Origin of the sequence: Psychrobacillus sp. FJAT-21963 (assembly GCF_001420585.1) — a bacterium.
In the GTDB taxonomy this organism is placed as follows: domain Bacteria; phylum Bacillota; class Bacilli; order Bacillales_A; family Planococcaceae; genus Psychrobacillus.
The window spans coordinates 468,826-493,905 of the sequence record NZ_LJIY01000002.1 but is presented as its reverse complement, the minus strand read 5'-3'; the positions used below and the strand labels follow the sequence as shown (position 1 = coordinate 493,905).

General features: G+C 34.3%; 29 protein-coding genes and 1 riboswitch. Of the genes, 6 read left to right on the top strand and 23 right to left on the bottom strand.

The window, feature by feature from the left end; all coding sequences use genetic code 11:
* Positions 1 to 158: 158 nt before the first annotated feature.
* Entirely contained in the window at positions 159 to 323 is a 165-nt protein-coding gene (locus tag AN959_RS20625) for a YvrJ family protein (protein ID WP_082355195.1), read from the top strand.
* Positions 324 to 505: 182 nt separating this feature from the next.
* Here the strand turns inward: AN959_RS20625 and AN959_RS08285 are convergent, their stop codons facing one another.
* From AN959_RS08285 to AN959_RS08250, 8 genes are all read right to left on the bottom strand, one after another.
* Positions 506 to 811 (bottom strand): GNAT family N-acetyltransferase, encoded by a 306-nt coding sequence (locus AN959_RS08285; protein ID WP_056829811.1) that lies wholly within the window; start codon positions 809 to 811, stop codon positions 506 to 508.
* Positions 812 to 935: 124 nt separating this feature from the next.
* Positions 936 to 1,598, bottom strand: a complete 663-nt coding sequence (locus AN959_RS08280) for an aspartate/glutamate racemase family protein (RefSeq protein ID WP_056829808.1) — start codon at positions 1,596 to 1,598, stop codon at positions 936 to 938.
* Complete coding sequence (locus tag AN959_RS08275; RefSeq protein WP_056829806.1) at positions 1,595 to 2,263, bottom strand: HAD family hydrolase; 669 nt, start codon at positions 2,261 to 2,263, stop codon at positions 1,595 to 1,597. Before AN959_RS08275 ends, AN959_RS08280 begins: the two co-directional genes overlap by 4 nt.
* Positions 2,264 to 2,292: 29 nt before the next feature.
* Positions 2,293 to 2,715 carry a metallothiol transferase FosB gene (gene fosB / locus AN959_RS08270; RefSeq protein ID WP_056829804.1) on the bottom strand — a complete coding sequence of 141 codons (423 nt, stop codon included), beginning with the start codon at positions 2,713 to 2,715 and terminating at the stop codon, positions 2,293 to 2,295.
* Positions 2,712 to 3,338, bottom strand: a complete 627-nt coding sequence (locus AN959_RS08265) for a histidine phosphatase family protein (RefSeq protein WP_082460879.1) — start codon at positions 3,336 to 3,338, stop codon at positions 2,712 to 2,714. Before AN959_RS08265 ends, fosB begins: the two co-directional genes overlap by 4 nt.
* 12 nt (positions 3,339 to 3,350) lie before the next feature.
* Complete coding sequence (locus AN959_RS08260) at positions 3,351 to 3,881, bottom strand: GrpB family protein (RefSeq protein WP_056829802.1); 531 nt, start codon at positions 3,879 to 3,881, stop codon at positions 3,351 to 3,353.
* A 65-nt stretch (positions 3,882 to 3,946) separates the two neighbouring features.
* The gene (locus tag AN959_RS08255; RefSeq protein ID WP_056829799.1) at positions 3,947 to 4,591 is read right to left on the bottom strand and encodes an alpha/beta hydrolase; all 645 of its coding nucleotides are present in this window, start codon (positions 4,589 to 4,591) and stop codon (positions 3,947 to 3,949) included.
* Positions 4,591 to 5,109 (bottom strand): DUF1572 family protein, encoded by a 519-nt coding sequence (locus AN959_RS08250; protein WP_056829797.1) that lies wholly within the window; start codon positions 5,107 to 5,109, stop codon positions 4,591 to 4,593. The genes AN959_RS08255 and AN959_RS08250 overlap by 1 nt, the downstream gene beginning before the upstream one ends.
* 146 nt (positions 5,110 to 5,255) lie before the next feature.
* Between AN959_RS08250 and AN959_RS08245 the strand changes: the two genes are divergently transcribed.
* On the top strand, positions 5,256 to 6,188 hold the full coding sequence (locus tag AN959_RS08245) for an aldo/keto reductase (protein ID WP_056829795.1): 933 nt from the start codon (positions 5,256 to 5,258) through the stop codon (positions 6,186 to 6,188).
* Positions 6,189 to 6,242: 54 nt separating this feature from the next.
* On the opposite strand, the gene metA is transcribed toward AN959_RS08245, so the two are convergent.
* From metA to AN959_RS08210, 8 genes are all read right to left on the bottom strand, one after another.
* Positions 6,243 to 7,151, bottom strand: coding sequence for a homoserine O-succinyltransferase (gene metA, locus AN959_RS08240; protein WP_053589585.1), 909 nt, complete (start codon positions 7,149 to 7,151; stop codon positions 6,243 to 6,245).
* Positions 7,152 to 7,229: 78 nt separating this feature from the next.
* Positions 7,230 to 7,338: riboswitch (SAM riboswitch) on the bottom strand.
* A 69-nt stretch (positions 7,339 to 7,407) separates the two neighbouring features.
* Positions 7,408 to 9,414, bottom strand: a complete 2,007-nt coding sequence (locus AN959_RS08235) for a methyl-accepting chemotaxis protein (RefSeq protein ID WP_056829793.1) — start codon at positions 9,412 to 9,414, stop codon at positions 7,408 to 7,410.
* Between the two features lie 196 nt (positions 9,415 to 9,610).
* Positions 9,611 to 11,479: a ribosomal protection-like ABC-F family protein gene (abc-f, locus tag AN959_RS08230; RefSeq protein WP_056829791.1), complete on the bottom strand. Its 1,869-nt coding sequence runs from the start codon at positions 11,477 to 11,479 to the stop codon at positions 9,611 to 9,613.
* Positions 11,480 to 11,590: 111 nt separating this feature from the next.
* Positions 11,591 to 11,722 (bottom strand): RAxF-45 family protein, encoded by a 132-nt coding sequence (locus AN959_RS21950; RefSeq protein WP_305811854.1) that lies wholly within the window; start codon positions 11,720 to 11,722, stop codon positions 11,591 to 11,593.
* 65 nt (positions 11,723 to 11,787) lie between these two features.
* Positions 11,788 to 12,003 (bottom strand): hypothetical protein, encoded by a 216-nt coding sequence (locus tag AN959_RS08225; protein ID WP_056829789.1) that lies wholly within the window; start codon positions 12,001 to 12,003, stop codon positions 11,788 to 11,790.
* Between the two features lie 100 nt (positions 12,004 to 12,103).
* On the bottom strand, positions 12,104 to 12,499 hold the full coding sequence (locus AN959_RS08220) for a sporulation protein (protein ID WP_053589589.1): 396 nt from the start codon (positions 12,497 to 12,499) through the stop codon (positions 12,104 to 12,106).
* A 5-nt stretch (positions 12,500 to 12,504) separates the two neighbouring features.
* The gene (locus AN959_RS08215) at positions 12,505 to 13,698 is read right to left on the bottom strand and encodes an AI-2E family transporter (RefSeq protein ID WP_053589590.1); all 1,194 of its coding nucleotides are present in this window, start codon (positions 13,696 to 13,698) and stop codon (positions 12,505 to 12,507) included.
* Positions 13,699 to 13,768: 70 nt separating this feature from the next.
* Positions 13,769 to 14,713 (bottom strand): LCP family protein, encoded by a 945-nt coding sequence (locus tag AN959_RS08210; protein WP_056829787.1) that lies wholly within the window; start codon positions 14,711 to 14,713, stop codon positions 13,769 to 13,771.
* Between the two features lie 121 nt (positions 14,714 to 14,834).
* Here AN959_RS08210 and msrA point away from each other — a divergent pair, with 121 nt between their 5' ends.
* Positions 14,835 to 15,350 carry a peptide-methionine (S)-S-oxide reductase MsrA gene (gene msrA, locus AN959_RS08205; protein WP_056830297.1) on the top strand — a complete coding sequence of 172 codons (516 nt, stop codon included), beginning with the start codon at positions 14,835 to 14,837 and terminating at the stop codon, positions 15,348 to 15,350.
* A gap of 25 nt (positions 15,351 to 15,375) precedes the next feature.
* Here msrA and AN959_RS08200 read toward each other — a convergent pair whose 3' ends face one another.
* Positions 15,376 to 15,927 carry a recombinase family protein gene (locus tag AN959_RS08200; protein ID WP_056829785.1) on the bottom strand — a complete coding sequence of 184 codons (552 nt, stop codon included), beginning with the start codon at positions 15,925 to 15,927 and terminating at the stop codon, positions 15,376 to 15,378.
* 92 nt (positions 15,928 to 16,019) lie between these two features.
* Between AN959_RS08200 and AN959_RS08195 the strand changes: the two genes are divergently transcribed.
* Positions 16,020 to 17,447, top strand: coding sequence for a SulP family inorganic anion transporter (locus AN959_RS08195; RefSeq protein WP_056829783.1), 1,428 nt, complete (start codon positions 16,020 to 16,022; stop codon positions 17,445 to 17,447).
* 12 nt (positions 17,448 to 17,459) lie between these two features.
* Positions 17,460 to 17,879 (top strand): universal stress protein, encoded by a 420-nt coding sequence (locus tag AN959_RS08190; RefSeq protein WP_056829781.1) that lies wholly within the window; start codon positions 17,460 to 17,462, stop codon positions 17,877 to 17,879.
* A gap of 395 nt (positions 17,880 to 18,274) precedes the next feature.
* On the opposite strand, the gene AN959_RS20620 is transcribed toward AN959_RS08190, so the two are convergent.
* Positions 18,275 to 18,397, bottom strand: a complete 123-nt coding sequence (locus AN959_RS20620) for a YjcZ family sporulation protein (protein WP_082355197.1) — start codon at positions 18,395 to 18,397, stop codon at positions 18,275 to 18,277.
* A gap of 279 nt (positions 18,398 to 18,676) precedes the next feature.
* Between AN959_RS20620 and AN959_RS21000 the strand changes: the two genes are divergently transcribed.
* On the top strand, positions 18,677 to 19,177 hold the full coding sequence (locus AN959_RS21000; RefSeq protein WP_156350746.1) for a hypothetical protein: 501 nt from the start codon (positions 18,677 to 18,679) through the stop codon (positions 19,175 to 19,177).
* Positions 19,178 to 19,256: 79 nt separating this feature from the next.
* On the opposite strand, the gene AN959_RS08180 is transcribed toward AN959_RS21000, so the two are convergent.
* From AN959_RS08180 to AN959_RS08160, 5 genes are all read right to left on the bottom strand, one after another.
* The gene (locus AN959_RS08180; RefSeq protein WP_056829777.1) at positions 19,257 to 19,964 is read right to left on the bottom strand and encodes a hypothetical protein; all 708 of its coding nucleotides are present in this window, start codon (positions 19,962 to 19,964) and stop codon (positions 19,257 to 19,259) included.
* A 69-nt stretch (positions 19,965 to 20,033) separates the two neighbouring features.
* Entirely contained in the window at positions 20,034 to 23,684 is a 3,651-nt protein-coding gene (locus tag AN959_RS08175) for a multicopper oxidase domain-containing protein (RefSeq protein ID WP_056829775.1), read from the bottom strand.
* Entirely contained in the window at positions 23,681 to 23,989 is a 309-nt protein-coding gene (locus AN959_RS08170) for a hypothetical protein (protein ID WP_053589598.1), read from the bottom strand. Before AN959_RS08170 ends, AN959_RS08175 begins: the two co-directional genes overlap by 4 nt.
* A gap of 18 nt (positions 23,990 to 24,007) precedes the next feature.
* Entirely contained in the window at positions 24,008 to 24,298 is a 291-nt protein-coding gene (locus AN959_RS08165; protein WP_053589599.1) for a hypothetical protein, read from the bottom strand.
* Between the two features lie 34 nt (positions 24,299 to 24,332).
* Positions 24,333 to 25,070, bottom strand: a complete 738-nt coding sequence (locus AN959_RS08160; RefSeq protein WP_056829773.1) for a hypothetical protein — start codon at positions 25,068 to 25,070, stop codon at positions 24,333 to 24,335.
* Positions 25,071 to 25,080 lie beyond the last annotated feature (10 nt).

Genomic DNA, 25,080 nt, shown 5'->3' with positions numbered 1-25,080 from the left:
ATAAAGATTTATTATTTTATCAATGAAAGGGATTTGAGGTAGTTAGAAGTATTATTTTTTTCGGACAAGTCTGTTTGTCATGATGATAATGTATTTCTCAACAGGTATATCATGTAGTTAGAAGAATGGTGAAATAAAATAAAGAAAGGAGGATACTCATGATTGGGGAGGGAAACATCGTACAATTAATTGGCAACTTCGGATTTCCCATTGTAGTCACTATTTATTTATTACACCGATTTGAGAATAAAATAGAGTCTCTTGAAAATACCATTCACAATATAGCAAATGTTGTTAACAATAGTATTGAAAAAAGAAAGTGATGGTGTAACATGGACGAAAACTGATATCCTGTTGATTAAATAAATTTTTTTAAAATAAACTACTTTTTTCATACGGCAGTTTAGCTTATTTTCACTCTGGACCAACGATACTCTTTTATGAAGATCGACAGTAGTGAAAAGTAATCCATCACGAGTGATAACTCAGACATGGATTACTTTTTTCATGTCAATAATAGATCTACACCAACTGTAACACTCCTTCTTTCTAAAAAAAGATTATCCCTCCAAATTCCATTCACTTTTCCAATCCTCTCACGAATGCCTATTATTCTATATCCATTTTTCTTATGGGGCTGAATACTAGTATTATTTTCAGGGAAGATTGCAGCTTGCAAAGTCCAAAAATCGGCTACATCCGACTTTTTGATTAATGCTTGCAGTAGTAAATTACCGATCCCTTTCCCCCTTGCATTTAGATGAATATAAATACTGACCTCCCATAAGCCTGAATATACACTAACGTACAATCCAAATGTGCTTTCATCTTCTATTGTTCTAATGAAAATGGAGCTTTCGTCTCAAATGAAGCCAACAGAGAAAAAACTAAAAATGGAGCAAGAATCAACTTTTGGATGTTGATTCTTGCTCTTCTCATTTATGCTTAAGATTTAACTGAATAGCCAGTGAATCTATTAAAGTATGAAGCGGATTAATAACAGTTATAGAGGTCTCCTTCTCCACTTGAATAGAAGCATTCACCATCGATAATTGGGCAACTGAAATAATTTTATTTTCCGCTTCCAATAATTTATGTATGCATTTAGATATTGCTTCATTGTATTTCTCACTTAGACCCTGCATAAGTAGTTCAAATGAATCTTCAATTATGACAACATCCATCTCTATATTCTTGTGACGATCACTTAAATAATTATTTAATCTATCCAAAGTACCTTCGACAGTTGCAGGATTAGTAAACAGAATAACTTGTGGTTCATCAATTGAAGCTATTACTTCGAAAAAAGGTTCATCGATTTTGATAATTGGTATGGATAATAAATGATCAGCCTCATTAAGCAACGCAACGTAGTTAGTACAAGTTATAAGTATTGCATCTACGTTACTTTTTGAAATCCATTCTATTTGTTCCTTAACTTTTTGTTGAGCATCTGAAATGCAGAAACTAGTATCATGAGTAACCCTATTCACAAGACCAGGGTCTACAAAATGAACTAGTTCTATTTCATAAGACACTAAAGCAGATTCTATATATTCGATATTTGAATGATGTGCGTGTAAACATGCTAATTTCATTTTAACTCTCCTGAATACATGCTGTAATTTAGATTCTTGAGAGAATGTTTGAAATCCATAATTTTAGTGAATATCTGATTTGGTTTTGTAATAAAATCATCTGCTTTATAATTTTCTAACCATTGTACTCCAATTGTAACAATTCCTGCTTGAACGCCAGCTAAAATATCAGCCTCGCTATCTCCGATAAATACCGCTTCCTCTTTTTGAACGTTTAGAATGGACAATGCCTTATTTACTCCCTCTGGATGTGGTTTTGGGAATTGTACATCATCTCCTGTTATTATTACATCGAATAGTTCCTCCATTTGGAGCGCTTTTAATGAAATATCTAAACTTCTCTTTGCTTTACCTGTAACGATTCCAAGCTTTATACCCAACCCTTTTATATAAATTAGTAAATCTTCTATTTCTATGTTACTTTCTACAAAATGGTGATGTTTTTCTAAATAGCTTTCATAATACTTCTCAATTGCCTTCTCTTTGTTATTATTTATAAGGTTTTCTCTAATGATTCCAGTTTCAGAAGGACCAAACATAGCTTTTATTTCTTCTGAAGATAATTCTTTATTATCAAACTCTTGAAAAACACTCTGAAAAGAGTAGTAACAAATTGGCAATGTATTCGCTAGCGTTCCGTCAAAATCAAAAATAATGGCTTTCATTTTAACAATCTCCTTATGGTTTATATTATTTAATCATTAAATTCCATATGCTGTTTTTCAAGTCTGTAGTACTCCATTCTGTCTTGTAATGTACCGGTATGAAATTCGAATTTATGACCGTCTAGATCAGTGAAATAAATAGACTTCTTGTCTCTTTTATCTCTTTCTCGTCCTACAAGTATATTTACTCCCAACTCCATTAATCTTACGTGTGTATTCTCAAAGTCGGCTTCCTCTATTGTAAAAGCAATATGTGTATAGGACTCATTAATTTCATTTCGTGGTACATTCTTTTCTTCATTTAATGCAAGCCACATTCCACTTAAATCAAAATAAGCGGTACTTTTTCCTTTCACCAATAGCCTTGCATCAAATACATCTTGATAAAATTTGATTGATTGCTCTAAATTGGATACAGAAAACAAAAAATGATTTAAGCCTTTAATCTTCATTTCTTCCCCTCGTTTTTAATTTCTATAGGTTTATAAATTGTGTATCCGGTATTTAACGAGTTCTTTTTATTCTCATCTATTCTTCTAACTTCTATTAAGTGATTCTCATAAAAAGATAGCCTATATATGTCTGGCATAGCGAGCATCTTCCAAAAATGAAAATCATATTGCTGATCAAAGAAGTTCATGATCAAAACCATGATGTTACCATGTGTGCCGATAACAACATTTTTTCCTTTGTATTCATCTAGAACTTGCATGGTTGCTGTAATCCCTCTTTGTTGTGCTTTTTTATTCGACTCACCACCATCAAAAAAGAAATCAGGGTTTGACCATACTTTTGTTATAGCCTTATTAAAATCTTCTACAGGAAGTAAAGACAAAGTGCGTTCTCTAAAATCTTTATTAATCTCAATGTTACAGCCAAGGTACTCGGAAATACCTTCAACTGTTTGAATCGCCCGTTTATATGGGCTAGAAATGACAAAGTCAATGTTTTCTAGCTTTAATCGTTCGGTTACTAACTTTGAGTCTTCTTTACCTCTGACTGATAGTGGTCTTTCAAGTTCATTAGTCGTATATGTAGAGTGCGCATGTCTAACAAAATATAAATTTGTAATCATAATTTTCACCTCTTAATTTGTACGTAGAGAAAATATACCTTTCACAAAAGGTTCTTTTAAATTTGTATACGTTGTTATATTTATACTTTTTCTTTCAGCTAAAGCTACTTTTAACTTTTTATATTCATCTCTTGCCTCATCTATTGTATTTAAGTAGTCTCTAAAAAAAATTAGGTTTTTCCAAAGCTCTTTGTCGTAATCGACTAAATGGATATAATGTGTTTTTACTTTGTATGTATCATCTATAAATTTTGCTAATACAATTTCTCCCGGCCTTTCCACTCGCAATGGAAGAAAACCAATACTCTGGAGAGCTTTCATCATGTTGTTATCTATATGTTTTGTATCTTCAATGCCGATTAAAATATCGATGATTGGTTTTGCCACCATATCTTTAATTGCCGTACTACCAATATGTTCGATCCGTTTTGTTTCCAATTTAGTTACCAACATGATCTCTTCTTTAACTCTATTAAATTCTATATTCCATTCACTCGTATAATTATTTAATTTTACTTCATCTTTAGATAATCCTAGCCTCATGAAAAACTCTCCTTTTTCATAAAATTACCCCTCTTACATATTCTTCAAGAGGGGAGGATAATCCTTTATTTTACTAATAGTTCGTCTAAAAAGGTAACTAAATCTCTTTGATTTTCTGGTGCAACACCATGTGAAACAGGATAGTTCTTAAAGGTAACACTTGCTCCCTTTTCTAAGAAATAGTCTCTACTAGCAGTTCCCCATTCAAATGGAAGCATATTATCAAATTCGCCATGAGATATAAATGCATTTAATTTATTTACTGGTTGATGTGTATACTCATCTTTCACAAACAACGGAATATAGCCACTTAGTGCAACAATTCCTTTTATTTTATCACCCATTACTAATGCTAATGATTGAGTCAATATAGCACCTTGGCTAAAACCAAGAAGGAAGAGCTTATTTGAATCAATCGAATGATTATTAGTTATTTCTTCGATAAATGACTGAAGATCTTGTACTACCTGATCAAAGACTGCACGATGAGGTTTTCCGAGACCCTCTATCGTGAAAAAGGCATATCCAGGTGATTGAGAAATTGGCCCACGTATACTAAATATATGGCATTTCTCCTTTAAGTTAGAAACGAGTCCAACCAAATCGTTTTCATTACTTCCCATTCCATGCAATAAAAATAATGCTGGATATTTTTTATTCTCATCTAAAATTTGTGGAGAACTATGAATATAAGTAAAATTTGAATTCATTACTTCTTATCCTTTCTTTTAGGTATCGACAAAGTAGTCCACTTGTCTTCTGGTGTAACTTGTTTGGCTATATATATTACCTGTCCCACATGAATTGAAATATGTGTAATACTCCGAATGATTGCTTCCAAAACAGTATGTGGTTTATTGCGAATATAAATAGTTTGAAGTAAGTGTTTTTCTTCTATACTGTCTATCGCTTTGAAAAATGCATTACACCCATTTTCCCACACTTTAAGCAACTCTTCCCGTGATTCTATCGTACTTTCGAATTCACTATCACGATCTCTGTCTTTTTTTTCTCCATCAGTTGATAAAAAGTCTGTCCAACGAGAAATTAAGTTTCCACTCATATGCTTCACCAGTACATCTACACTATTTGATTGTTCGTTTGGTGACCAAAAAATGGATTCTTCCTCCATTTGCATGATCGCTTTCTTTGTATCACTTTTCAATTCCTCCAATTTTGACCGTATATTTCGAATAAAGTCAGCATGAAAATTAGTTGAATTTGACAATCTAATCATCTCCTTTAAAACATAGTTCAATAAATATTATGAATCTCCTTCCCCATTTCTTTTAATAAACCAAAATTCTTTGAGTAAAAGGTCATTATTGGTAATATTATACTAGAATATATAGAAGAGGAGTTGTTTTTACTACTATGAGTAAAAAAGTAGAAATTGGTAAAACCGGATTATTTGTAAATCCCGTTGGACTTGGAACAAATGCAGTTGGTGGCCATAATTTATTTCCGAATTTAAATGATGAAACCGGAAAAGACATTATGCATACAGCACTTAATCATGGAATTAGTTTTCTAGATACTGCCTTTATTTACGGCATCGGAAGATCAGAAGAGTTAATTGGGGAAGTATTAAAAGAAACGAAGAAACGTAGTGAAATAATTCTTGCTACTAAGGGCGCTCATAAAATGACCGGTGAAACAGTAGTCATTGACAACTCACCTGCATTTTTAAGAGAAACTGTGGAAAACAGTTTAAAACGACTTCAAACGGACTATATTGATTTATTCTATATTCATTTTCCCGATGAAAACACACCAAAAGCTGAAGCAGTTGGTACTCTTCAACGTTTAAAGGATGAAGGAAAAATCCGTGCAATTGGAGTATCCAACTTTACTTTAGAACAGTTAAAAGAAGGTAACCAAGATGGTTATATTGAAGTTCTTCAATCTGGATATAATTTATTAAAACGCGATGCAGAAAAGGATTTGCTTCCATATACAAATGAACGTAATATTTCCTTTATTCCTTATTTTCCGCTTGCTTCGGGCTTATTAACAGGTAAGTATGATAAAGGCAGTACTTTTAGAGAAGGTCTCACAAAAAATCCGTTATTCCAAGGAGAAACATATATTAACAACTTAGATAAGGTAGAGCAGCTTCGCCAAATTGCTAATGATAAAAATGTAGGTGTTTCTAATATTGTGCTTGCATGGTATTTAACGAAAGAAAATATTGATGTTATTATTCCAGGGGCTAAAAAACCTGAACAAGTTATAGATAATTTGAAAACTGTAGATGTTCAATTAACTAAACAAGAAATAGATAGAATTGACCAAATATTTCATTAAATAAATAGAACAAGAGGCTGAACGAAAGAAAAATCTTTCTCAGCCTCTTCTGAATTATTCCCATTCGTATGGCGTTTCTTGATAGACATAATAATTTAACCAATTAGAAAACAATAAATGAGTATGCGAACGCCAAGAATTTAATGGTTGTGTCGAAGGATCATTATTAGGAAAATAATTTTCAGGAACATCGATTTCAATACCTTTATTCACATCCCGAGCATATTCTTCCGCTAAAGTTGTTGCATCATATTCTAAATGACCAGTAATCATGATATGCTTTTCGTCATTTGATATTACAAGGAATACCCCTGCATCTTCAGAATTTGAAAGCAGATTAAGTCTGGAATCAGTTATTATTTCATCATATGAAACAGAAGTATAACGAGAAACGGGCGCATAAAACTCGTCATTGAAACCACGGACTAAATTCACAGTTGGATCGGATAAACGGTGAGAAAATACACCAAAGCATTTCTTAGACAATTCAAATTTACCAATTCCATAATGATGATAAAGTGCAGCTTGTGCACCCCAACATATATGTAAGACAGAAGTGACGTTTGTTTTCGACCAATCCATTATTTCTGTCATCTCACTCCAATAATTTACATCTTCAAAATTCAAATGTTCAATTGGTGCTCCAGTAATAATCATCCCATCATATTTGCGAAGTTTAATCTCTTCAAAAGTAGTATAGAAAGTGTCTAGATGCGTTTTACTAACATTTTTGGATTCATGTGTAGCAGTATTCATAAATGTAACATTCACTTGTAATGGTGTATTACCTAATAGTCTTAGTAGTTGTAATTCCGTTTTTTCTTTTTCTGGCATTAGATTTAATATAATTATGTTTAGAGGACGGATATCCTGAGCAATTGCGCGCTCCTCGTCCATGATAAAAATCTTTTCTTTCTTCAGCAATTCAGCTGCTGGCAATTGTTTGGGAATCTTAATTGGCATACATTTCTCCTCTTTTCCGTAAAAATAAAAACCCTCTCTTCTAATAAATAAGAAAAGAGGGTAAGCAAATGCTCTCAGTTCTTATCTTTCAAGATTGATATCTTGTAGGAGTTAGCACCTTTCTGACATGTGTCAGAGGTTGCTGAAGCTTCACAGGGCCATTTCCCTCTGCTTCTCTTGATAAGAGTATATTATTTGTTATTCTACTACATTATTTTATATACTATCATTTTCTGAACATTTAAGCAATGGAATATTATACTTTAAAACGATTCACTGCTTCTGCTAATTTATCGCTAAGTTCTGTTAATGTTTCAGAAGCATCTGCAACGGATTGGATTGCCCGAAGCTGTTCATCTGAAGATGCACTAACTTCCTCGCATGCAGCAGCAGTTTGTTGAGAAGTCGCTGCCATCATTTGAATCGTTTCAACTACTTGTTCTTTGTATTTAAAAACTTGGTTAATTTCGTTGGAAACCTCATCAATAGAGGATTGCATATTCTCCATTAAATTTGAGATTTCACTAAATGTTATTTCCGTATCAGTAACTACTGCCCCTTGTATACGGAAAGTTTCCCTAGTTTCAGTCATTTGTTGGCTTACTAAAACTGATTCTTTCTGTAATTCAGTAATAGTCTTTTTAACATCTTCAGTCGCTCTGGCTGATTGCTCAGCAAGCTTTCTTACTTCCTCTGCTACTACCGCAAAACCTTTTCCATGCTCACCAGCTCTTGCTGCTTCTATACTTGCATTTAATGCAAGTAGATTTGTTTGAGCAGAAATCTCCATGATGGTTTCCATAACCCCTCCAATGGCTTTTACTTTGTTTTCTAAAGTATCGACTACATCAGACATAGACTTTAAATTGGACTCCCAATTGTTAAAGGATGATTTAAGTTCACTCATTTGTTTTTGGCCATTTGCATTCATTTTATTTGCTTTCGTAGCAATATCAGTCATTACAAGCGATTTTTCATTAATTAAATTAATTTGATTACTTAAATGTGAAGAGCTATCTGTTACTTCTTCCGCATCTTCAGCAGATTTTGAAGCACCTTCAGCTATTTCACCCACAGCTACGGATACTTGTTCTGATGATGCAGTTGTTTCCTCTGCAACTGCACTAAGACTTTCAGAACTTACTTGAACATTACTTGCAGATTCTTTTACTACTTGAATAATTTCATGCATGCTCTCAGTCATTTTATTGAAATTTTTAGCTAATTGTCCAATTTCATCGGATGACTTTACGTTCGCGTGAACAGTCAAATCTCCTTCTGCAACCGAATCCATTAGTTTTTTTAATTGATCTATCGGTTTTAAAGTGTGATGGGTAGTGTAATATAGCACAATAAACATCAGCACTAATATAGCAGCAGTAATAAATAAAATGAGATTTCGAATACTATCAGCTGTTTGATTAACTTTTTCTTGCTCGTATACTGCACCTAGCTTCCAGTTCAAATCAGGTATTGTCGTAAATACAGTAACCGTTGAAAGTCCTTCGGAAGTATCTGTGACTACTCCTTCATTTAAAGAACTAGAAAATATTTTATTAATATAAGCATATTCGGACAAATTTTCACCAAACATGGTAGGATGGACAATTGCTGTGCCGTCGTTCTCCACGATAATCGGAAAACCTTCAAATCCTAACTCATTAGATGAAATTGTTTCTGTTAACTTCGAAAGTAATATATCAATGCCGACAACTCCAACAACTTGACCATTCTTAAGTACTGCTTTTGCACCAGAAATTGCATATTCTCCCGTTGCAGCATCTAAATAAGGTTTGGACCAACTAAAATCATCTTTATTGGCTACCGCATTTTTATACCAATCTCTAGTTGTTGCGTCGAAATCTTTCCCTAAATCAGCTTCAGGTATTATTTCAATATGCTTGTTCGGTAATGCATAGTAAACGGAAGCAACCGCGTCGTACAACGTTGTAAACTCAGTAAATTTAGAATCTAATTGTTTCTCTAGCTGTGAAGCAATGATTGCATCTGAAATACTAGATTCCGTTTGAAAATCCACCACTTCCTTTGTAGTGGATATTTGTATAATACCCTTTTCATAGACACTGAGATAATTTTGAATGGAAGAGGACATTTCGTTCACTAATACATGACTTTGATCAGTTAAACTTTCTTCCGTTTTGTCTTTAATCGTAAAAGTACTTATGAAACTTAATGCAGACATACTAATTACAATTAAAATCATTACAGTAATAATAATTTTCCATTTGATAGAAATTTTCATATTTCATCTACTTTCTGTTTTTTTAAAGATATAATCGCCTTAATAAGGATAAATTTACTATTTCAAAAACTAGGACATAGTATATCTTTCTGATTATATCGGCTAAAAACGAGAAAGTTAATATTAAATTATTAATTTTATAGGAACTATCACACATTTATTTGGAGTTAAGCGGACTTGATAATCATGAATATTTTCATTCTTGTCTCTCCAACCAGATCTCTATTAATTTTTCAAGTTTTTGTTCCTTCTCGTCAATCGACAATAATAATTTTTCATAATCATTCCAGTCCTTCTGAATATCCTTTTCTTTCTTTAGTTTACTTAGTACGTTTTCCAATTCTAAAATTTGTTCTTCTGTTGATTTTTCTTTTTTATCTCTACTTTTATAAGTTCTTACCTTTTCAACGTATTCTGCTGTGTTGATTGACTCCTGTTTTACTAGTAGCTCGTTCCATTTCCCTCGAGCCCAATTATAAGGCCCTTCAAAAGTTGTCATATTTCCTGAATCGAGCCAAACTGTACGATGAAATAACTTATTTAAAAAGTATCGATCATGAGAAACGCATAGAATAGTTCCTTGAAAATCTTCTAGAGCATCTTCCAATACTTCTCTCGATTCAATATCTAAATGGTTTGTTGGTTCATCTAATATCAACAAATTTATATCTTGGTGCATTAGTTGAGCAAGACGAAGACGCATACGTTCTCCTCCACTTAAATCCCCAACTCGTTTAAAGACATCAGGACCATAAAACATAAACTTAGCTAAAATATGCCGTGCTTCTGCTTCAACAACACTCACTTCACTTCTAAATACATCTATTAAACGTTCTTTTGGATTCAATATTTCAAAGTGTTGTGAAAGAAATCCGATCCTAACATTACTACCTATTCTAGCATTTCCTTCATCAGCCAAAGTTTCTCCTAGCAATAATCGTAAAATTGTTGATTTTCCAGTTCCATTTCTACCAACGATCGCAACTCTTTCTTTCCAATACACATACAAATTTGATTTATGAAGCAAAACCTTATTGCCAAATGATTTAGAAACGTTATCCATTATGACAACTTCTTTTCCACTTCTAGATGCAGCTTCGAATGATAAACTCATCTTTTTAGGGTCGATAATTGGTTTTCTCAGTTTTTCCATTCTTTCCAATGCACGTTCCATGTTCCTAGCTTGCCGATGAAGACCTGGATTTGGAGGAACAGCTTCATTTGCCCACTGTCTTAACCGTTTAATGGCTTCCTTCATTTTCTTTATCTTTTTTTGTTGTTCCTCATATTCTTGAAATTCCCGCATGAGTCGTTCTTCCTTGTTAACAATATAAGAAGAATAATTACCATGGTAGAGAGTTAGTTCACCATCCTCTAAATCAGCTACTTTTGTAATTACTTGATCTAGGAAAAATCTATCGTGCGAAATAATTACAACTGTACCTGTGTAGTTAACTAAATATTGCTCCAACCATTCAACTGCGAATAAATCTAAATGGTTTGTAGGTTCATCTAATAACAGTAAATCAGGCTGTGATAACAATAATTTACCAAGCATTATCTTTGTTTGCTCTCCTCCACTTAGGTTTGAAAAAGATTGATGAACAAATGAAGATAATTGTAAACCCTGGATGACTTTATCTATTTCTGAATCCAAAGAATAACCGCCCTGGTTAGTAAAGTCCTCTTGCACATCTCCATATTCCTGGAGTAATTTTTCCATATTAGGTTGATCGGTACACGATAACTTTTCTTCTAATTGTTGCATTTTTGTTTGCAGTGCTTTTAGCTTTTCAAATGCACTATTTAAAACATCCATTCCTGTTACTTCATCTGAAAAGGTAGGTATCTGTGCTAAATATCCAATTTTAGTTCCTTTTTTAAAGCTGATAACACCTTTATCAGGTGCCTCCGAACCGATGATTAATTTAAAAAGTGTCGTTTTACCTGAGCCGTTTCTTCCAACAATACCTAATTTTTCTCCAGTTTTAATCGACAATGATAAGCTTTCAAAAATGGTATTTCCTCCGAGCATTTTGCTTACATCTTTAATTGTACAAATCATTATTTCCGCTTCCTTTCAAGTTCAATATAGCTGGAAGCATTTTTCTGCATAAAAAAAGACTGCTTAAAAAGCAGTCTTTCCCACATATTATGGTTCAGAAAGAATGACTTATCAGCTGTGAATTACATGTAATTTGCTAAAAATGGGCAGACTTATCCCGTTGTTAGAAATTTCATGAGTAATCGCACACGAAGTGGATAAAAATTCCAATATAAATCCATGTGCATTCACAGTGTTTTTCATTCTTTCTTCACCTCCGTTCAGTTAGTTACGAATATTCTAACACATAATTTTTTCCAACACAATAATCATTTATCAATTAAATGATCATTGTCATTGTTTTTATCAATAACACCTTCTTCATTTTCTATATTTACATCTTCATTACCGGTAACAGGAGTATTACCTGTTTTACTATCTAGCTGCGTTTCCGGTTTTGGCGGACCATTTGTATCACGATTTGAACCGCAAGCAGATAGACTGAGCAATAGAAAAACTAGAGTAACGCTTATAAATTTTTTCATAAATTGTCTCCTCGTTTTTGATTAGATTGCTCAAATCCACAACATTTATCCATAAAAAAACTCCAATACAGAATGTATTGGAGTGAATGAAACCGGTTGGTTATTCTTCAATATCAAAGTGAATTTCATCTTCGTCATTATATTCAGAACCATTTTCGAATAATACGGTAGTTCTAAGTATAAGATTGCTTACGTCGTCATCGCCATCTGGAAGCCATCTTTCATCTGGCATTATTTCAAAGGGAATCATTTGAACATCTTTAGAAGCCACAGCTCCGACAAGTTCAATCGAATGCTTGGAGATAACTTTTGTAACTTCCCCATTTACTAATTTGAAAACCTCTAGTTTGATATTTTCAATTGATTCATCATCATGTACTCCGTTAATATATATTGTCCCTGATAAGTTAATACCATGTTCAATATATGGATGATCAACTACTGTTTCTATTTTTATTGATTGTACCTCAATGCAAGATTCAAATTTCCTCGCCATTACTCTCAATCCACCTTGTTATTTGTATACTCATAATGATTTTCTATAAGTGGTTCATATTTATTGTAACGTCTTTTAAATAAAGTATAAAAATGTGAAATTATAACCTTTAATATTGCATACCCTGGAATCCCTAGTATTACACCTGGTACACCAAATAATGATCCAGAAGTAATTAAAACAAATATTATAGTTATAGGATGTACATGTAGAGATTTACCCATTATTTGTGGAGAGATAAATTTCCCTTCTACTAATTGTACTATTGTCCATACTACTGCAAGCTTTACTAACATTAAAGGAGAAGTAACAAGAGCAATTATTGCTGCAGGTGTAATTGCTATCACTGGCCCTAAATATGGTACGACACTTGTTACAGATGCTATAACCCCAAGTAGTAATGCATAATCCATTCCAATAATGGAGAAACCGATAAATATCATAAATCCTATACATATCGAAACTAAAATCTGTCCTTGAATGTATGAACTAATTTGTTTATCGATATTATGGAAAACGGATTGTAAATCATCTCGCATACGTGGTGGAAAAAGCTTCATAACATATTTTGGTAGATTTTCACCATCTTTTAATAAATAGAATACGATAAATGGTACAGTTACAATTGCCAAAATGAAGCTAGTCAACATACCAACTAATGAAGATAAACCAGTAGCTATCCCTGTTACAGTGCTTTGAATAAACTCACCTATTTCAGCTGGAAGATCTTTTAAAATGGTATTTACTTGAGTTTCGATTTGTGAATAATAATCGGAAACTATAGATGTTCGTAAAAAAGTATCAAGTGAATTAAACAATTGTATAAAATACCCAGGGAACTCTGCAACCAGCTTCGTAGACTGTGCCTTTAAAAAAGGAAAGACTAAAAAGACAAGTAGTGTGATAAGACCAATTAATGCTAAGAAGATAATTAATATACCCCATACTCTCGGAATTTTAATACGCTCGAGCATGCGTAGTAATGGTCTTAGCAAATAATATACAATGACTGCTAGTATGATAGGTAAAATTACATTACCTAAAAAAACAGTTAACGGAACAAATATAAATGATATCTTGTCGTATATCATAATGACAAGTCCGATTAACAAAAGCATAATTAGTGTAAAGAAAGTATTACGTCCACCTAGAAATTTTATGTATCTCGTAGAAAAAAAAGAAGGTTTTTCAGGCTCCACTTTTATCAAACTCCCTTTTCTATATATTCTTATTTTACGGAGGAAAAAAAAGTTTAGCAACGTATACGATTTACTTTTCTAAAAATTTCGTAATGGCTGTTTTATTTTCTTCTGTATCAATCTCAATAACAGAACCAGCATGAGAATAGCTATTAAAGGAATACGACCCTTCCACTGGAATCGTTAATTTATCAATTTCAAGCTTTCCACTTGTAATAGCATCAATTACTCGTTTTCCCTTATCGGTTTTAGAATAGTCTGTTTCTATATAACCATCCATAGCACCTACAAATTTGGGTACATTCGGTAAGCTTTGAACAGAAAGCATTTCATCCTTTAATGCCTCAATAACGATTTGCTGACGAGAAACTCTTCCAAAATCTCCTTCTTCATCAGAGCGGAATCTTGCATAACCAAGCAATTCTTTACCATTTAGGTTCTGTTGGCCTTTCGTTAAAGAAACACCAATTTTCTCTGACATATCTTTTTCAACATTTATCGGCACCCCTTCAGGAGCAATTATATCTACCAATGATTCAAAACTGCTAAAGTCAATAAGCGCATAATGATGAATTGGTATATCAAACATTCCTTTGAGTGTTTCTGTCAATAATTGAACTTCTCCTAAATAATAGGCAGTATTTAGTTTATATGATTTATGCCCTGGTATATCTGCATATATATCTCGCATAAAAGAAATAATTTTCACATCATTTTCCTTTTTATCCCAAGAAATAATCATCATAGTATCTGTACGAGCTTTATCTTGTCCACGAGAATCCACACCGAGAACTAAAATATTTTCCCTTTCCCCAGAAGCAAGTACATCACCCTTAAATTCTGAAGGAATATTATTACTATTATTGCTACTTAATTTGTATCCAATATTATATTGAACAATAGAATATACTCCCACAATTAATATGACTACTACTAATAAAGAAATAAAAACTCTACCTAATCTAAGTTTTCTTTTGCGCTTTCGCCTTGTTTGTTTTTCTTGAATTTCATCCATCCTAAAATCTCTCCTTCATATTATAATAATAACGTATTTTGAAACATTTAGTTTCAGTTTTTTGTGCATCGTTACTTGAAATGATAGAATAGGTTTTAGAAGATTAGGAGGGGTAAATTTGATAGAAAAAGCAACTTTTGCAGGCGGCTGTTTTTGGTGTATGGTAAAACCGTTTGATTCATGGGATGGTATACATAAAGTGACATCTGGTTATATGGGAGGGCATTTAGAAAATCCAACATATGAAGATGTTAAAAAAGGTGAATCGGGTCATCTAGAAGTTGTAGAAATTCAATTCAACCCTGAAGTTTTTTCTTATGAAAAATTATTAGAAATTTATTGGCAACAAATAGACCCAACAGATGCTGGAGGTCAATTTCAAGACCGCGGTGAAAGTTACACTACAGCAATTTTCGTACATTCAGAGGAGCAAAGAAAGCAAGCTGAAAAATCGAAGGAATTACTTGCAGCAAGCGGTAAATTTTCAAAGCCAATTGTAACGAGCATTCGAGAAGCAAAGACTTTTTACGAAGCAGAAGAGTACCATCAGGATTTTTATAAAAAGAGTCCGAATCATTACAAAGAAGACAGAGCCCAATCTGGCAGAGACGAATTTATAGAGAAAAACTGGAAATAAGAGCTAGCTTTGCTAGCTCTCTTTTTTATACTTCCGTATTTTCTAAGTATCTATACAATGTTGATTTACTAATGCCTGTTTCATTTTTAATATCTAACAATGTGTAATGATTGCTATGGTACATTTCAATAGCTTTTTTAATATTTTCATCTGATTTTTTGGGACGTCCTAAACTTTTCCCTTGGCTCTTTGCGGTCTCTAGTCCAAGCTTCGTTGATTGTTTAATAATATCAGAATGAAACCGTATGAAGTGCGACAAAATAGTTGACAAACTTTCCTCCAAAACTCGATCACTTGATAACTCTTCATCAATAAATCGAATAGATACTCCATCTTTTTTTACTATTTTTAATAAATCCATTAAGTGATGCAAAGTATCTGCAAGAACGATGAATTTTTCAACTACGATTACATCCCCTTTTTGCATTGTCATCAATAATTCTTCTAAGGCCTCCCTTTTTTTAGGTGAGCCGTGTTTCTCTTTTAAAACATAACTTACTTGAAAATCATTTAATTTTTTGGTTTGTTCTATACAATCTTCGTCGTTATACAAAGGTCTTTTGTATCCATAAATCATATTTATCGCCTCAAATCAGTCTCATAAAGGTTCCTTTTTAGGAATATGCGTGCTATGATATTTTAGTCAATTTTAATCGAAGGAGTTTTAACATGCAAACGATCAAAGAACAATGGTTTGGAAATATTCGTGGTGATATACTCTCGGGCATCGTTGTAGCTCTTGCGCTAATTCCAGAGGCTATTGCTTTTTCAATTATCGCTGGTGTTAATCCCATGGTAGGTTTATATGCGTCTTTTTGTATAGCAGTCATTATAGCATTTGTTGGTGGGAGACCTGGGATGATATCAGCAGCAACAGGAGCAATGGCTCTTCTTATGGTGCCACTAGTTAAAGAACACGGACTTGACTATTTACTTGCAGCGACCATTTTAACTGGAGTTATTCAAATATTATTTGGTGTTTTTAAAATAGCAAAATTAATGAAATTTATTCCCAATGCTGTAATGATTGGTTTTGTAAATTCACTTGCAATTCTAATATTTATAGCTCAAGTTCCTCATTTTATAGGTATTAATACATTAACATATATTTATGTAGCGATAACTCTTGTAATTGTTTATGTAGTACCTCGCTTTTTTAAAGCAATTCCCGCCCCGCTTATTGCGATTGTTTTATTATCATTTGTTGCAATATCTAGTGGAGCAGAACTTAAGACAATAGGTGACTTAGGAAATCTAACACAATCTTTACCTAACTTTTTAATACCGAATGTCCCTTTCAATCTTGAAACGTTTGCTATCATCTTCCCTTATTCCATTGCTCTTTCTATTGTAGGTTTACTTGAATCATTGTTAACTGCATCTATTGTGGATGATATGACGAATACAGAAAGTGATAAAAATAAGGAAGCACGTGGTCAAGGAATTGCAAACTTCATTAATGGTTTTTTTGGTGGAATGGCTGGTTGTGCAATGATTGGACAATCCGTCATTAATGTCAAATCTGGCGGTAGAGGACGCCTTTCTACACTTATTGCTGGACTTTTTTTAATGTTTTTAATAATTGTGTTAGGGAATCTCGTTGTAAAAATTCCAATGCCTGTTCTTGTAGGTATTATGATTATGGTTAGCATCGGTACTTTTGATTGGGGCTCCTTTAAATATATTATCAAAGCACCGAAAACAGATGCTTTTGTGATGCTCTCAACAGTAATAATTGTTGTTGCAACTCATGACCTATCAAAGGGTGTCATAGCTGGTGTTTTATTAAGTGCTATTTTCTTTGTTGCAAATATTTCTAAAATAAGTGTAATTGAACGTAATGGAAGATTTATTGTAGAAGGTCAATTGTTTTTCGCCTCAACCGAAAGTTTTATCAAAGCTTTTGAAAATGTTGAAGACAAAAAGATTCAAATCGACTTTACAAACAGCAATCTTTGGGATGAATCTGCGGTTGGTAGTGTATTGAAAGTTGCAAGAAAATTAGAAGATAAAGGGACGACCGTTGAAATCATAGGTCTAAATGCATCTAGTCAAAAACTATATAATATATTGTTAGGATTATCACCTAACCACTAAAGGGGGATATTAATGTATAAGCATATTTTACTTGCAGCTGACGGCTCTGAAAATGCTCTACGTGCTGCAAAGGAAGCGGTTAAAATTGCAAGATGCACAGAAGAATCGTTTGTTGAAGTCGTCTATGTTGCAGACTTCGAAAAAGTAAAAACAGAAATGTTACATGTTGGTTCACCTGAAGCTTTGGAAGTTACTCGTCGACAAAAATTATTTCATATCGAACAACTGCTAAAGAAAAATAATATTGCTTACAAAGTGTCCATTCTCCACGGTACTCCTGGACCAGAAATTATTAAACAAGCAAATGAACAAAATGTTGATCTTGTTATTATAGGAAGTAGAGGTCTTAATAATCTACAAGAAATGGTGCTAGGTAGTGTAAGTCATAAGGTGATGAAACGTGTTCACTGTCCTGCGCTTATCGTAAAATAGATACTTATGAAAAAGAGTAACGAATACAAATTAATGGCGAATGCACAGCAATATGTACGGGTGATTAGGTCAAAGAGCACCTCTTCATGAATTACACCCCAATTGTTAGACACGATCTCACAATTGGAGGTGTATTTTTTTATGCTAAATGTACAACTAAAGATAAGATAGCTGCCGCTAAACGATTCAAAAAATCGACCAACTCACTGGAGAGGTGATCGATTTTTTTGAAGAGAAGATACAAAATGGGTTTGTATCGATATTATTTTATACTAATTAAAATGAAACATCTCTCTAAAAACGATAATACAGACAAATTGCCCACTACTATTAAGAGCTATACTTGTTAGAGTGAAACTCTCTTGAACAATTCAAATAATGTACATCAAATTTTTTTAGTACTTAATAAAAGATGCTCCTACAATAATTAGTAAGATAAACAGCACAACAATCAACACGAAGCCCGATCCACTATTACCGTATCCGCCGTATCCACCACTTCCACCGTATCCAGACATCTTATACCCCCTCCTTTCATATTACTATTTATAGATTATGAAAAGATTATGTTATTGATAAGGTTATTTACCTAATATCGGAGTATTTAATTTAAACGCTTTAATGGTGCACTCTTCTACTTGTGGTTGTTACTTTCATAAAACATTTTTCACCTTCAACTAATTAAGGAATCCACTCTTCCTTTTGTTTATAGAGTGTAAGCAGATTTAGGTTTACTAACCATTTATTACATCTGAAAACTCATATGCTACTACATTAAGAGGAAAGGAGGATTATACATGGAAAAACATTATTCTTTGAATTGTAACTGCAAAAAAATATGCCATAACAAAAAAAACTGCCTGGAACACAAAAACTGTTCATGCAAGCGGTGTTGCCACAATGAATATTGCAGAACTTGTCACTGTAACCTTTGCCGTGAAGATTTATGCGGCACTGATTTTAAAATCCGATTGGCTGGTTTACAAGGTGGGCTTAACTTCCGACTAAGTCAGCAACTGTGGCGCGAAGCTGAGTTCGAGTTAGATAACGGGAATATAATTAAGGGGATGATTGTCTTTGTTGGATCTAATTTTATTGAAGTGCAAGTAGATGAAATAGTGGAGGATTCATTACAAGATTTGGACAAAGAGTTAACACAGGAATCGCCAGCAGAAGAAAATAAACTAAATGAGTCTGAAACAAGACATCATAGGAAAGGTAAAACATGGATTTTTTCCATCGAAAAAATTGCAAATGTTAAATTATCAAGTTCTAACCATCAAATCTCAAGTCATTAGTTTTGATAGTTGTACTTCCTTTTTCTTCAAAATATAATTCAGCAAGTGAAGTGAAATTTCACTTGCTGACTTTTTTTATTTAAGAATTTATTGTAATAAGTGTAATCTTACCTATTGGGATGATGTTTATTACTTCTTCCATTTTTAAAACAATCGTTTCTTTATTTACATCTACAAGAAATCCCTCAACAAGTGATTCTTCTATTTTCACTTGAAATCGTTTAGCTTCCATATTAAGTAAATAGATATTTAAACGGACTCTGAAAAATAAATGAATCAATTCTGGGGAAGAAGAAACTACTTCACCAAAGTGAAATGTTAAATCTCGTCTGAAGCATGGATCTATCTCACTCAGTTCTGGGTCATGGTAATGCTCAGCAAACCGACCATAGGGCTTGATTGTTTCAATTTGACTATAAGGAAAAATGATAATCATCTCTTCTTCTCTAAGGACGACAAAATTATATCCGGCTAAGTTTACGGTTCCCTCGATTTTTTCACCTAGCAAATTTGTAATTTCAACTCGTAAACCAATCAAACCATCAAAAGCTTTTTGAAATGTTTCCTCTGGAGGGCGTTCATCAGCTAAAGCAAGATCCAAAAGAAGTTCATTTGCATCTCTAATCTCTTCCTGCAGTTTTTTAAGATCTCCTTGTTGTAGACAGTCCGTTGGGGATGGAAGTTTTGGTGAAGGGAATCGTTCGGGGCAACAATCTTTTGGAAAACATAAATCTTTAGTTTGTTCTTGTTCAAGTATTAAACAATCCATATCCTTTTCTATTTCCATTTTCTCACCACCTTTCTCCTAGTGTTTATGTAGAAAAAAGAGAAGAAAAATCTCTTCTCTCATAATTACTTATTGATCTAGCGGGGGTAAGTGTTCTTTTTCCTCAACGTGGACTCTCATAATCCCCCACATGCCTTGCTCTATATCCCATTGAATATTTCCTGAACGATACATATAGTCTCCTGGGAAATTTCCATATGCTCCTGCTCCGCCTAACAATTCTAAGTTCCGTTTAGCACCTGCGACGTTGAATCCAACGAATGATTCTGTTCGAGAATTAATATCCGTAACGTCAAAGCGAAAGCGGTGACCGTGAAGATGAAACGTATGAGTTCTTCGTCTTTCCGCTGGTGTAACTAGCCTAATTGTCACTGGTTCCCCTGCATAGCATTCAAACAACGGGGTTGCCGGATCCCCGAACAATTGTGAACTAAATACTTCTTGAAGTACAGGATGTTTTTTATAGCGGTTGATTAATCGTTCGCTTCGATAGTTAAAGCCCCTCGATCCTTGATCATACGTGTCAACTACTTCTTCTTCAGCATCTGTCGGCGGCAAGAGTATTCCATCGATTGGGTCGAGAATAACCTGATCATTTTTATCAAGCAGTCTCACTCCATCATGCATAATCATGACAAACTCTCTAATATCCGGTAAGAAAGGATTGCGCAATACAACATTAGCTCCTGATTTAACCGGCTTTAGTGTATAAGGGTCCAGATATGTCGTTCCCCGTGGTTCTGCAATAAAGGCTCCAAAAGCCCCCTGTGATTTATGATTTCGAATATCCGCCATATCCCACATCCCACAAGCTCCTACTTGAGAATCGACCCACCATCGGTACACCCTTTTTTCTCCTGGTCCAACTGTTTGGTCTTCATTGAAACCTACTGTTTCCCCTGCAGAAGTTTTCACATCATACTGAATCAATTGAGGGTGAAGCGAGATCCGCAAGGATGGAGGATAAAATGCTTGCTCTTTCACTTCAGGATAAGGGTATATTCCATCTTTGAAGGGGAATAGATCTAATTTCAACATGCTCGTTAAAGTAACTTCTACTGTATCACCAACATTGGCACGTATGATTAAAGGTTCCGGCTTTTTTGTGCCTTTTAATATATCATCCATATCTTCCTTTAATGAAAAAATAATTCCATGTGGATCGTGATCTCCGAAATCGTTGTAAGTAATAGGTAGTTGGAAAGCCACAATGTCAAAATAGCAAATTGGTCTTGGTCCGTTTTCATCCTTATGAGGAACAGGATTTTCAGCTTGCGGTGGCTTTTTTCCTTCACATTCAGGTAGTGGCTTCGATCGTTTTAATGGCTCTGGACGATCTGATAAAGGAATTAAATCTGGTACTTTTTCGTCATATGCTCGAATCAGTCCCCAAAGACCATTCCATAAATCTTCTTCTGTCTCGAATGCCCATAAGTAATCTCCAGCTCGAGGGATAAACGTTTCCAGAGTAAATGATTCTGAAATACCAATATGCTGTTGATCTTCTAACTTAGAATTCAAACTGCCTCTCTCTTTATGCCAGACAAGTCCATGAACATTAAAACTGTGTGATTCTTCCTGAGCTCCTTGTAGTAGCCGTATTCGAATCGAGTCACCTTCGTATGCTTTAAAAATAGGTGTTATCGGATCACCATTCACGAAGGAACTGAAGGAATATGCTGGATCACAGTCAGGTCCTAAACGAAATTGCAGCGGCTCGTTCTTATAATTTACTCCAAATAGTCCGGGATCATCTTCGGAACCTGGAAATTTTGGTGGTTGGAGTGGTTTTCCATTTTTATCAAACAGCATAGTGAAATCTTGGACAAATAAAGCAAAGTCACGATAATCAGGAATTAATGGATTGACAGTAGTAATCTGTGTTCCATGATCGACTTTCTCTCCCGAACTTGAATCGAGGAATTTCGAGAAGCGCGGATGAACTACACCTGATCCAAATACTCCATGTTGCTGATGAGCATTTGGATATAAATGATCATGGAAAAACCATGCTTTTAACTCAACATCTGCGTAATAGGAATACTGTATTGTTTCTCCAGGTAATACTGAGGAATCATAGTTCCAGCCGACATTTGCTCCATCATTAACAAGCACATCAAATTTCACAAAATGGATATGGAATCCAGTTTCATAAGTTCTTGTGACGAGCTGAAATGCATCTCCGTCGAGAATGTGGGGTAATTTGTTCGTAAAATTAATGTGAAAGCAAGTATGTGCTGAGGCGTGAATCACTAGTGGTTCTGGTTCTTTTTTTCCAGAACAAACATCTTCTAGATCTTCGTCGAGAACAAAAATTCTTCCTTTTGGATCATGCCAACCTTGTTTATTGTATATAATCGGTAGCTCGATTACTGAGATGTTAAATTCCTTCTCCGGTGTCCCTTCAGGGCAAGGATCTGTAAATACTGCTCCGGGTCTAGGATTGTTAATAGCAGCGTGACGTTCTAACTCTGTTAGTCCACGCCCACCTTTAATACTAAGCGGTGGGCGAGGTGCCTTGTACCCAACTTTACCGGGTATAAAATTAGGGAATCCAGGTTTTATTTTTGTCGGCTTTGGAGGCGCTTTTCGGTCAGGCAAAGGCTTTAAAGATTTTATGAGAACCCCATTTGGATAGCACTGACTTCCATCCTGAAGTGTATTAAAAACACGATTCAATCCCCACATACCAGCAGCAAAATGTGGATAAAGATGACAGTGAACAATAGCATCTCCAAAAGATCCTTGTAAGCATCCTAAACCATATAAAGGCTCAATAGTATAATGTGATTGAGGACTAATAGATTGTGAATCAATAATTTCCGAGTTGAGGTCTTGCGGGTCACTCAACCATTGATGAACGTGATAATGAAAGACGTGCGTTTCTTGCGTACCGCCGTGTATAACTCGAATTTTTGCAGGGTCTCCAACATAACCTCGCAAAATAGGCGTGGATGGATCTCCAAATACCCATGAATCATGATGGACTTCTTCCCCCTCAGTATTCGGACCAACAACACCTTCTGCAATTAGTTGTTGACGTCTGTTTATCGGCTCATATCTATAATTAGCTCCATGAAAAGATTCCTCTTCTTGGTTAGTTAAATGATTGATTGGTCGATTCCCCGTTAAATCGTCTACTTCCATTTCATCATGAAATATCCATGCGTATTCCCTGAATGAGGGTAAAAGCGGATGATGAACATCAGCATACACTCCACTATTCATCGGCTTCCCGGTCTCAGGATCTGTCCACCAGGAAAAGCGTTTCTCCACAAACATTGCTCCGAACAGGCCATTTGAGTTAGAACCATTTTGACCGCTTGAAGGATTACCTAAATCAGAAAAATAATACGTTCCTTCTTTTACAGCATTTATTCGATATAAAATGGAATCTAAAGGAGCTACCGTACTATCTTTGTTTAACCCAACGTTCGCTCCGTCAGCTCGGTCCACTTCATACTCCGCTTGCTGAAAATGCATCCCAATGTTAAATGGCAGTTTATTTTCGAGTAAAATTTCCACTGTTTCTCCTTCATTCGCCCTGATTACAAGAGGCTGAACGAGATCAACTGTTGAGAAAGGATTTTTTTTTACTAATTCTTTTACTTTCTGTTCATTCTCTTTTAATACATACATCATTCCATTTGGATTGTGGTCACCAAATGAGTTCAAAACTATTCGAATTGGAATAGCAATTACGTGGTACCTTCTTTTCATATTTCTTCCCCATCCGAATTATCTTTTAAATGTGGAATTTTTGCTCCAATCCCCGTTTCAATATAGAACACATCAATTGAGTCGATATGCACGTACCATTCTTTCCCCTCTAAAGCAGGTACCGATGTCGTTTGCACATCCAATACGACTATATCTCCAAGTACATCTTTAATTTTTCCGATAAACATAAATGGAAATGATTCTGTCAGTATAAACACTCTTCGCCCAATATTTTTACTAAAATGATTGACTAGAGCTACTTCTCGATAGTCATTAACTATACTAGCTTTGTTCTGGTTAGTCATTCACGCATCCCTCCTCAATTATGCTAATGGGAACACCAAGTCACTAGGTACTTCAGTTGAATAAGATACAATCTGCTCAAGTGGAATACTAAGTGGAAATGGAAATCTATAAAAAGGCGCATTCACCATTTTGATAATGACAGGTGATAGCGTTATATGCCCTTGATGGACGTCAGAAATTGTTCCTGAAAAAACGGGACGAAATACTTGCCCCAATAAGTTAAGTTGTACTGCCTCTGTAATTACAAGTACTTCTTCTCCCATCCATTTTTTTAATTCCAAATATAATTTATCTTCCGTTTGGTCCAATAAAAAGCCTCCTATAATTAAATTTCAAAACCCTTCATTTTATATCAATTTTTTTTAAATAGGACTTCAACATATTACTCCATAAAGGAAAAAGACCAATCGTAGACACGTATCGAATCGCATTTAGTGAGATTCTCTTTTCTGTCTTGAACATTCGAAGGATTAGCTCTTTTTTTGTTGTTTTTGTTATTTTTCCTAGAAATATTTTCTCACCTGTCTTCACTTCTACCCACAGTCCACCCCATGAATTAAGATTTGTTCGTAGTGATTCTTCAAAGAACTGTCTAATTAGCGCATCCTTTTTAGCCACTGTTTCTCCAAATTGAAGAACGAGCTTTTGCTGCAATTGGTTATCATATATAAAGTGTTGATGTGGATTGGAATAGGAAGGAAAACCGAAAGGGATGTTTGCAGTTTCTATTGCAGTATAAGGAATCCAAATCCTTTTTTTAAGGTTCGTTAGCATTATGAAATCTCTTCCAATCGTTGCAACTTTTCCTTCTGTTGTTATATTTGCATCTTTTTCGATAATGGAAGAAACAACTACTTCTTGATTTCGTTTCATTTTAAAAAATTGTTTCAGTATAAGAGGCTTCCTGCGTGTTTCATCTTGAGTGACCACGTTAAATAAATTTTTCTGGTTATTAAATTCTGTAAGAATTCTTGTTTCTTCTATAGAAACTGCACTTGTAGGTGACGAAAAAGATGGAGGTCTCTTCGATCGTTCCTCTGTTTGTGTTATCTTTTCTAATTTCACAAACTTTTCATCCATAAATGATTCC

What these genes read in the sequence shown, in the direction of transcription:
- AN959_RS08210 (WP_056829787.1), bottom strand. Translation starts at nt 14,713, where the DNA reads ATGGATGAAATTCAAGAAAAACAAACAAGGCGAAAGCGCAAAAGAAAA.
- AN959_RS20625 (WP_082355195.1), top strand. Translation starts at nt 159, where the DNA reads ATGATTGGGGAGGGAAACATCGTACAATTAATTGGCAACTTCGGATTT.
- AN959_RS08225 (WP_056829789.1), bottom strand. Translation starts at nt 12,003, where the DNA reads ATGAAAAAATTTATAAGCGTTACTCTAGTTTTTCTATTGCTCAGTCTA.
- AN959_RS08260 (WP_056829802.1), bottom strand. Translation starts at nt 3,881, where the DNA reads ATGAGGCTAGGATTATCTAAAGATGAAGTAAAATTAAATAATTATACG.
- AN959_RS08265 (WP_082460879.1), bottom strand. Translation starts at nt 3,338, where the DNA reads ATGATTACAAATTTATATTTTGTTAGACATGCGCACTCTACATATACG.
- abc-f (WP_056829791.1), bottom strand. Translation starts at nt 11,479, where the DNA reads ATGATTTGTACAATTAAAGATGTAAGCAAAATGCTCGGAGGAAATACC.
- fosB (WP_056829804.1), bottom strand. Translation starts at nt 2,715, where the DNA reads ATGAAGATTAAAGGCTTAAATCATTTTTTGTTTTCTGTATCCAATTTA.
- AN959_RS08200 (WP_056829785.1), bottom strand. Translation starts at nt 15,927, where the DNA reads ATGATTTATGGATACAAAAGACCTTTGTATAACGACGAAGATTGTATA.
- AN959_RS08245 (WP_056829795.1), top strand. Translation starts at nt 5,256, where the DNA reads ATGAGTAAAAAAGTAGAAATTGGTAAAACCGGATTATTTGTAAATCCC.
- metA (WP_053589585.1), bottom strand. Translation starts at nt 7,151, where the DNA reads ATGCCAATTAAGATTCCCAAACAATTGCCAGCAGCTGAATTGCTGAAG.
- AN959_RS08190 (WP_056829781.1), top strand. Translation starts at nt 17,460, where the DNA reads ATGTATAAGCATATTTTACTTGCAGCTGACGGCTCTGAAAATGCTCTA.
- AN959_RS08280 (WP_056829808.1), bottom strand. Translation starts at nt 1,598, where the DNA reads ATGAAATTAGCATGTTTACACGCACATCATTCAAATATCGAATATATA.
- AN959_RS08255 (WP_056829799.1), bottom strand. Translation starts at nt 4,591, where the DNA reads ATGAATTCAAATTTTACTTATATTCATAGTTCTCCACAAATTTTAGAT.
- AN959_RS21000 (WP_156350746.1), top strand. Translation starts at nt 18,677, where the DNA reads ATGGAAAAACATTATTCTTTGAATTGTAACTGCAAAAAAATATGCCAT.
- AN959_RS08235 (WP_056829793.1), bottom strand. Translation starts at nt 9,414, where the DNA reads ATGAAAATTTCTATCAAATGGAAAATTATTATTACTGTAATGATTTTA.
- AN959_RS08220 (WP_053589589.1), bottom strand. Translation starts at nt 12,499, where the DNA reads ATGGCGAGGAAATTTGAATCTTGCATTGAGGTACAATCAATAAAAATA.
- AN959_RS20620 (WP_082355197.1), bottom strand. Translation starts at nt 18,397, where the DNA reads ATGTCTGGATACGGTGGAAGTGGTGGATACGGCGGATACGGTAATAGT.
- AN959_RS08175 (WP_056829775.1), bottom strand. Translation starts at nt 23,684, where the DNA reads ATGAAAAGAAGGTACCACGTAATTGCTATTCCAATTCGAATAGTTTTG.
- AN959_RS08160 (WP_056829773.1), bottom strand. Translation starts at nt 25,070, where the DNA reads ATGGATGAAAAGTTTGTGAAATTAGAAAAGATAACACAAACAGAGGAA.
- AN959_RS21950 (WP_305811854.1), bottom strand. Translation starts at nt 11,722, where the DNA reads ATGAAAAACACTGTGAATGCACATGGATTTATATTGGAATTTTTATCC.
- AN959_RS08195 (WP_056829783.1), top strand. Translation starts at nt 16,020, where the DNA reads ATGCAAACGATCAAAGAACAATGGTTTGGAAATATTCGTGGTGATATA.
- AN959_RS08180 (WP_056829777.1), bottom strand. Translation starts at nt 19,964, where the DNA reads ATGGAAATAGAAAAGGATATGGATTGTTTAATACTTGAACAAGAACAA.
- AN959_RS08170 (WP_053589598.1), bottom strand. Translation starts at nt 23,989, where the DNA reads ATGACTAACCAGAACAAAGCTAGTATAGTTAATGACTATCGAGAAGTA.
- AN959_RS08275 (WP_056829806.1), bottom strand. Translation starts at nt 2,263, where the DNA reads ATGAAAGCCATTATTTTTGATTTTGACGGAACGCTAGCGAATACATTG.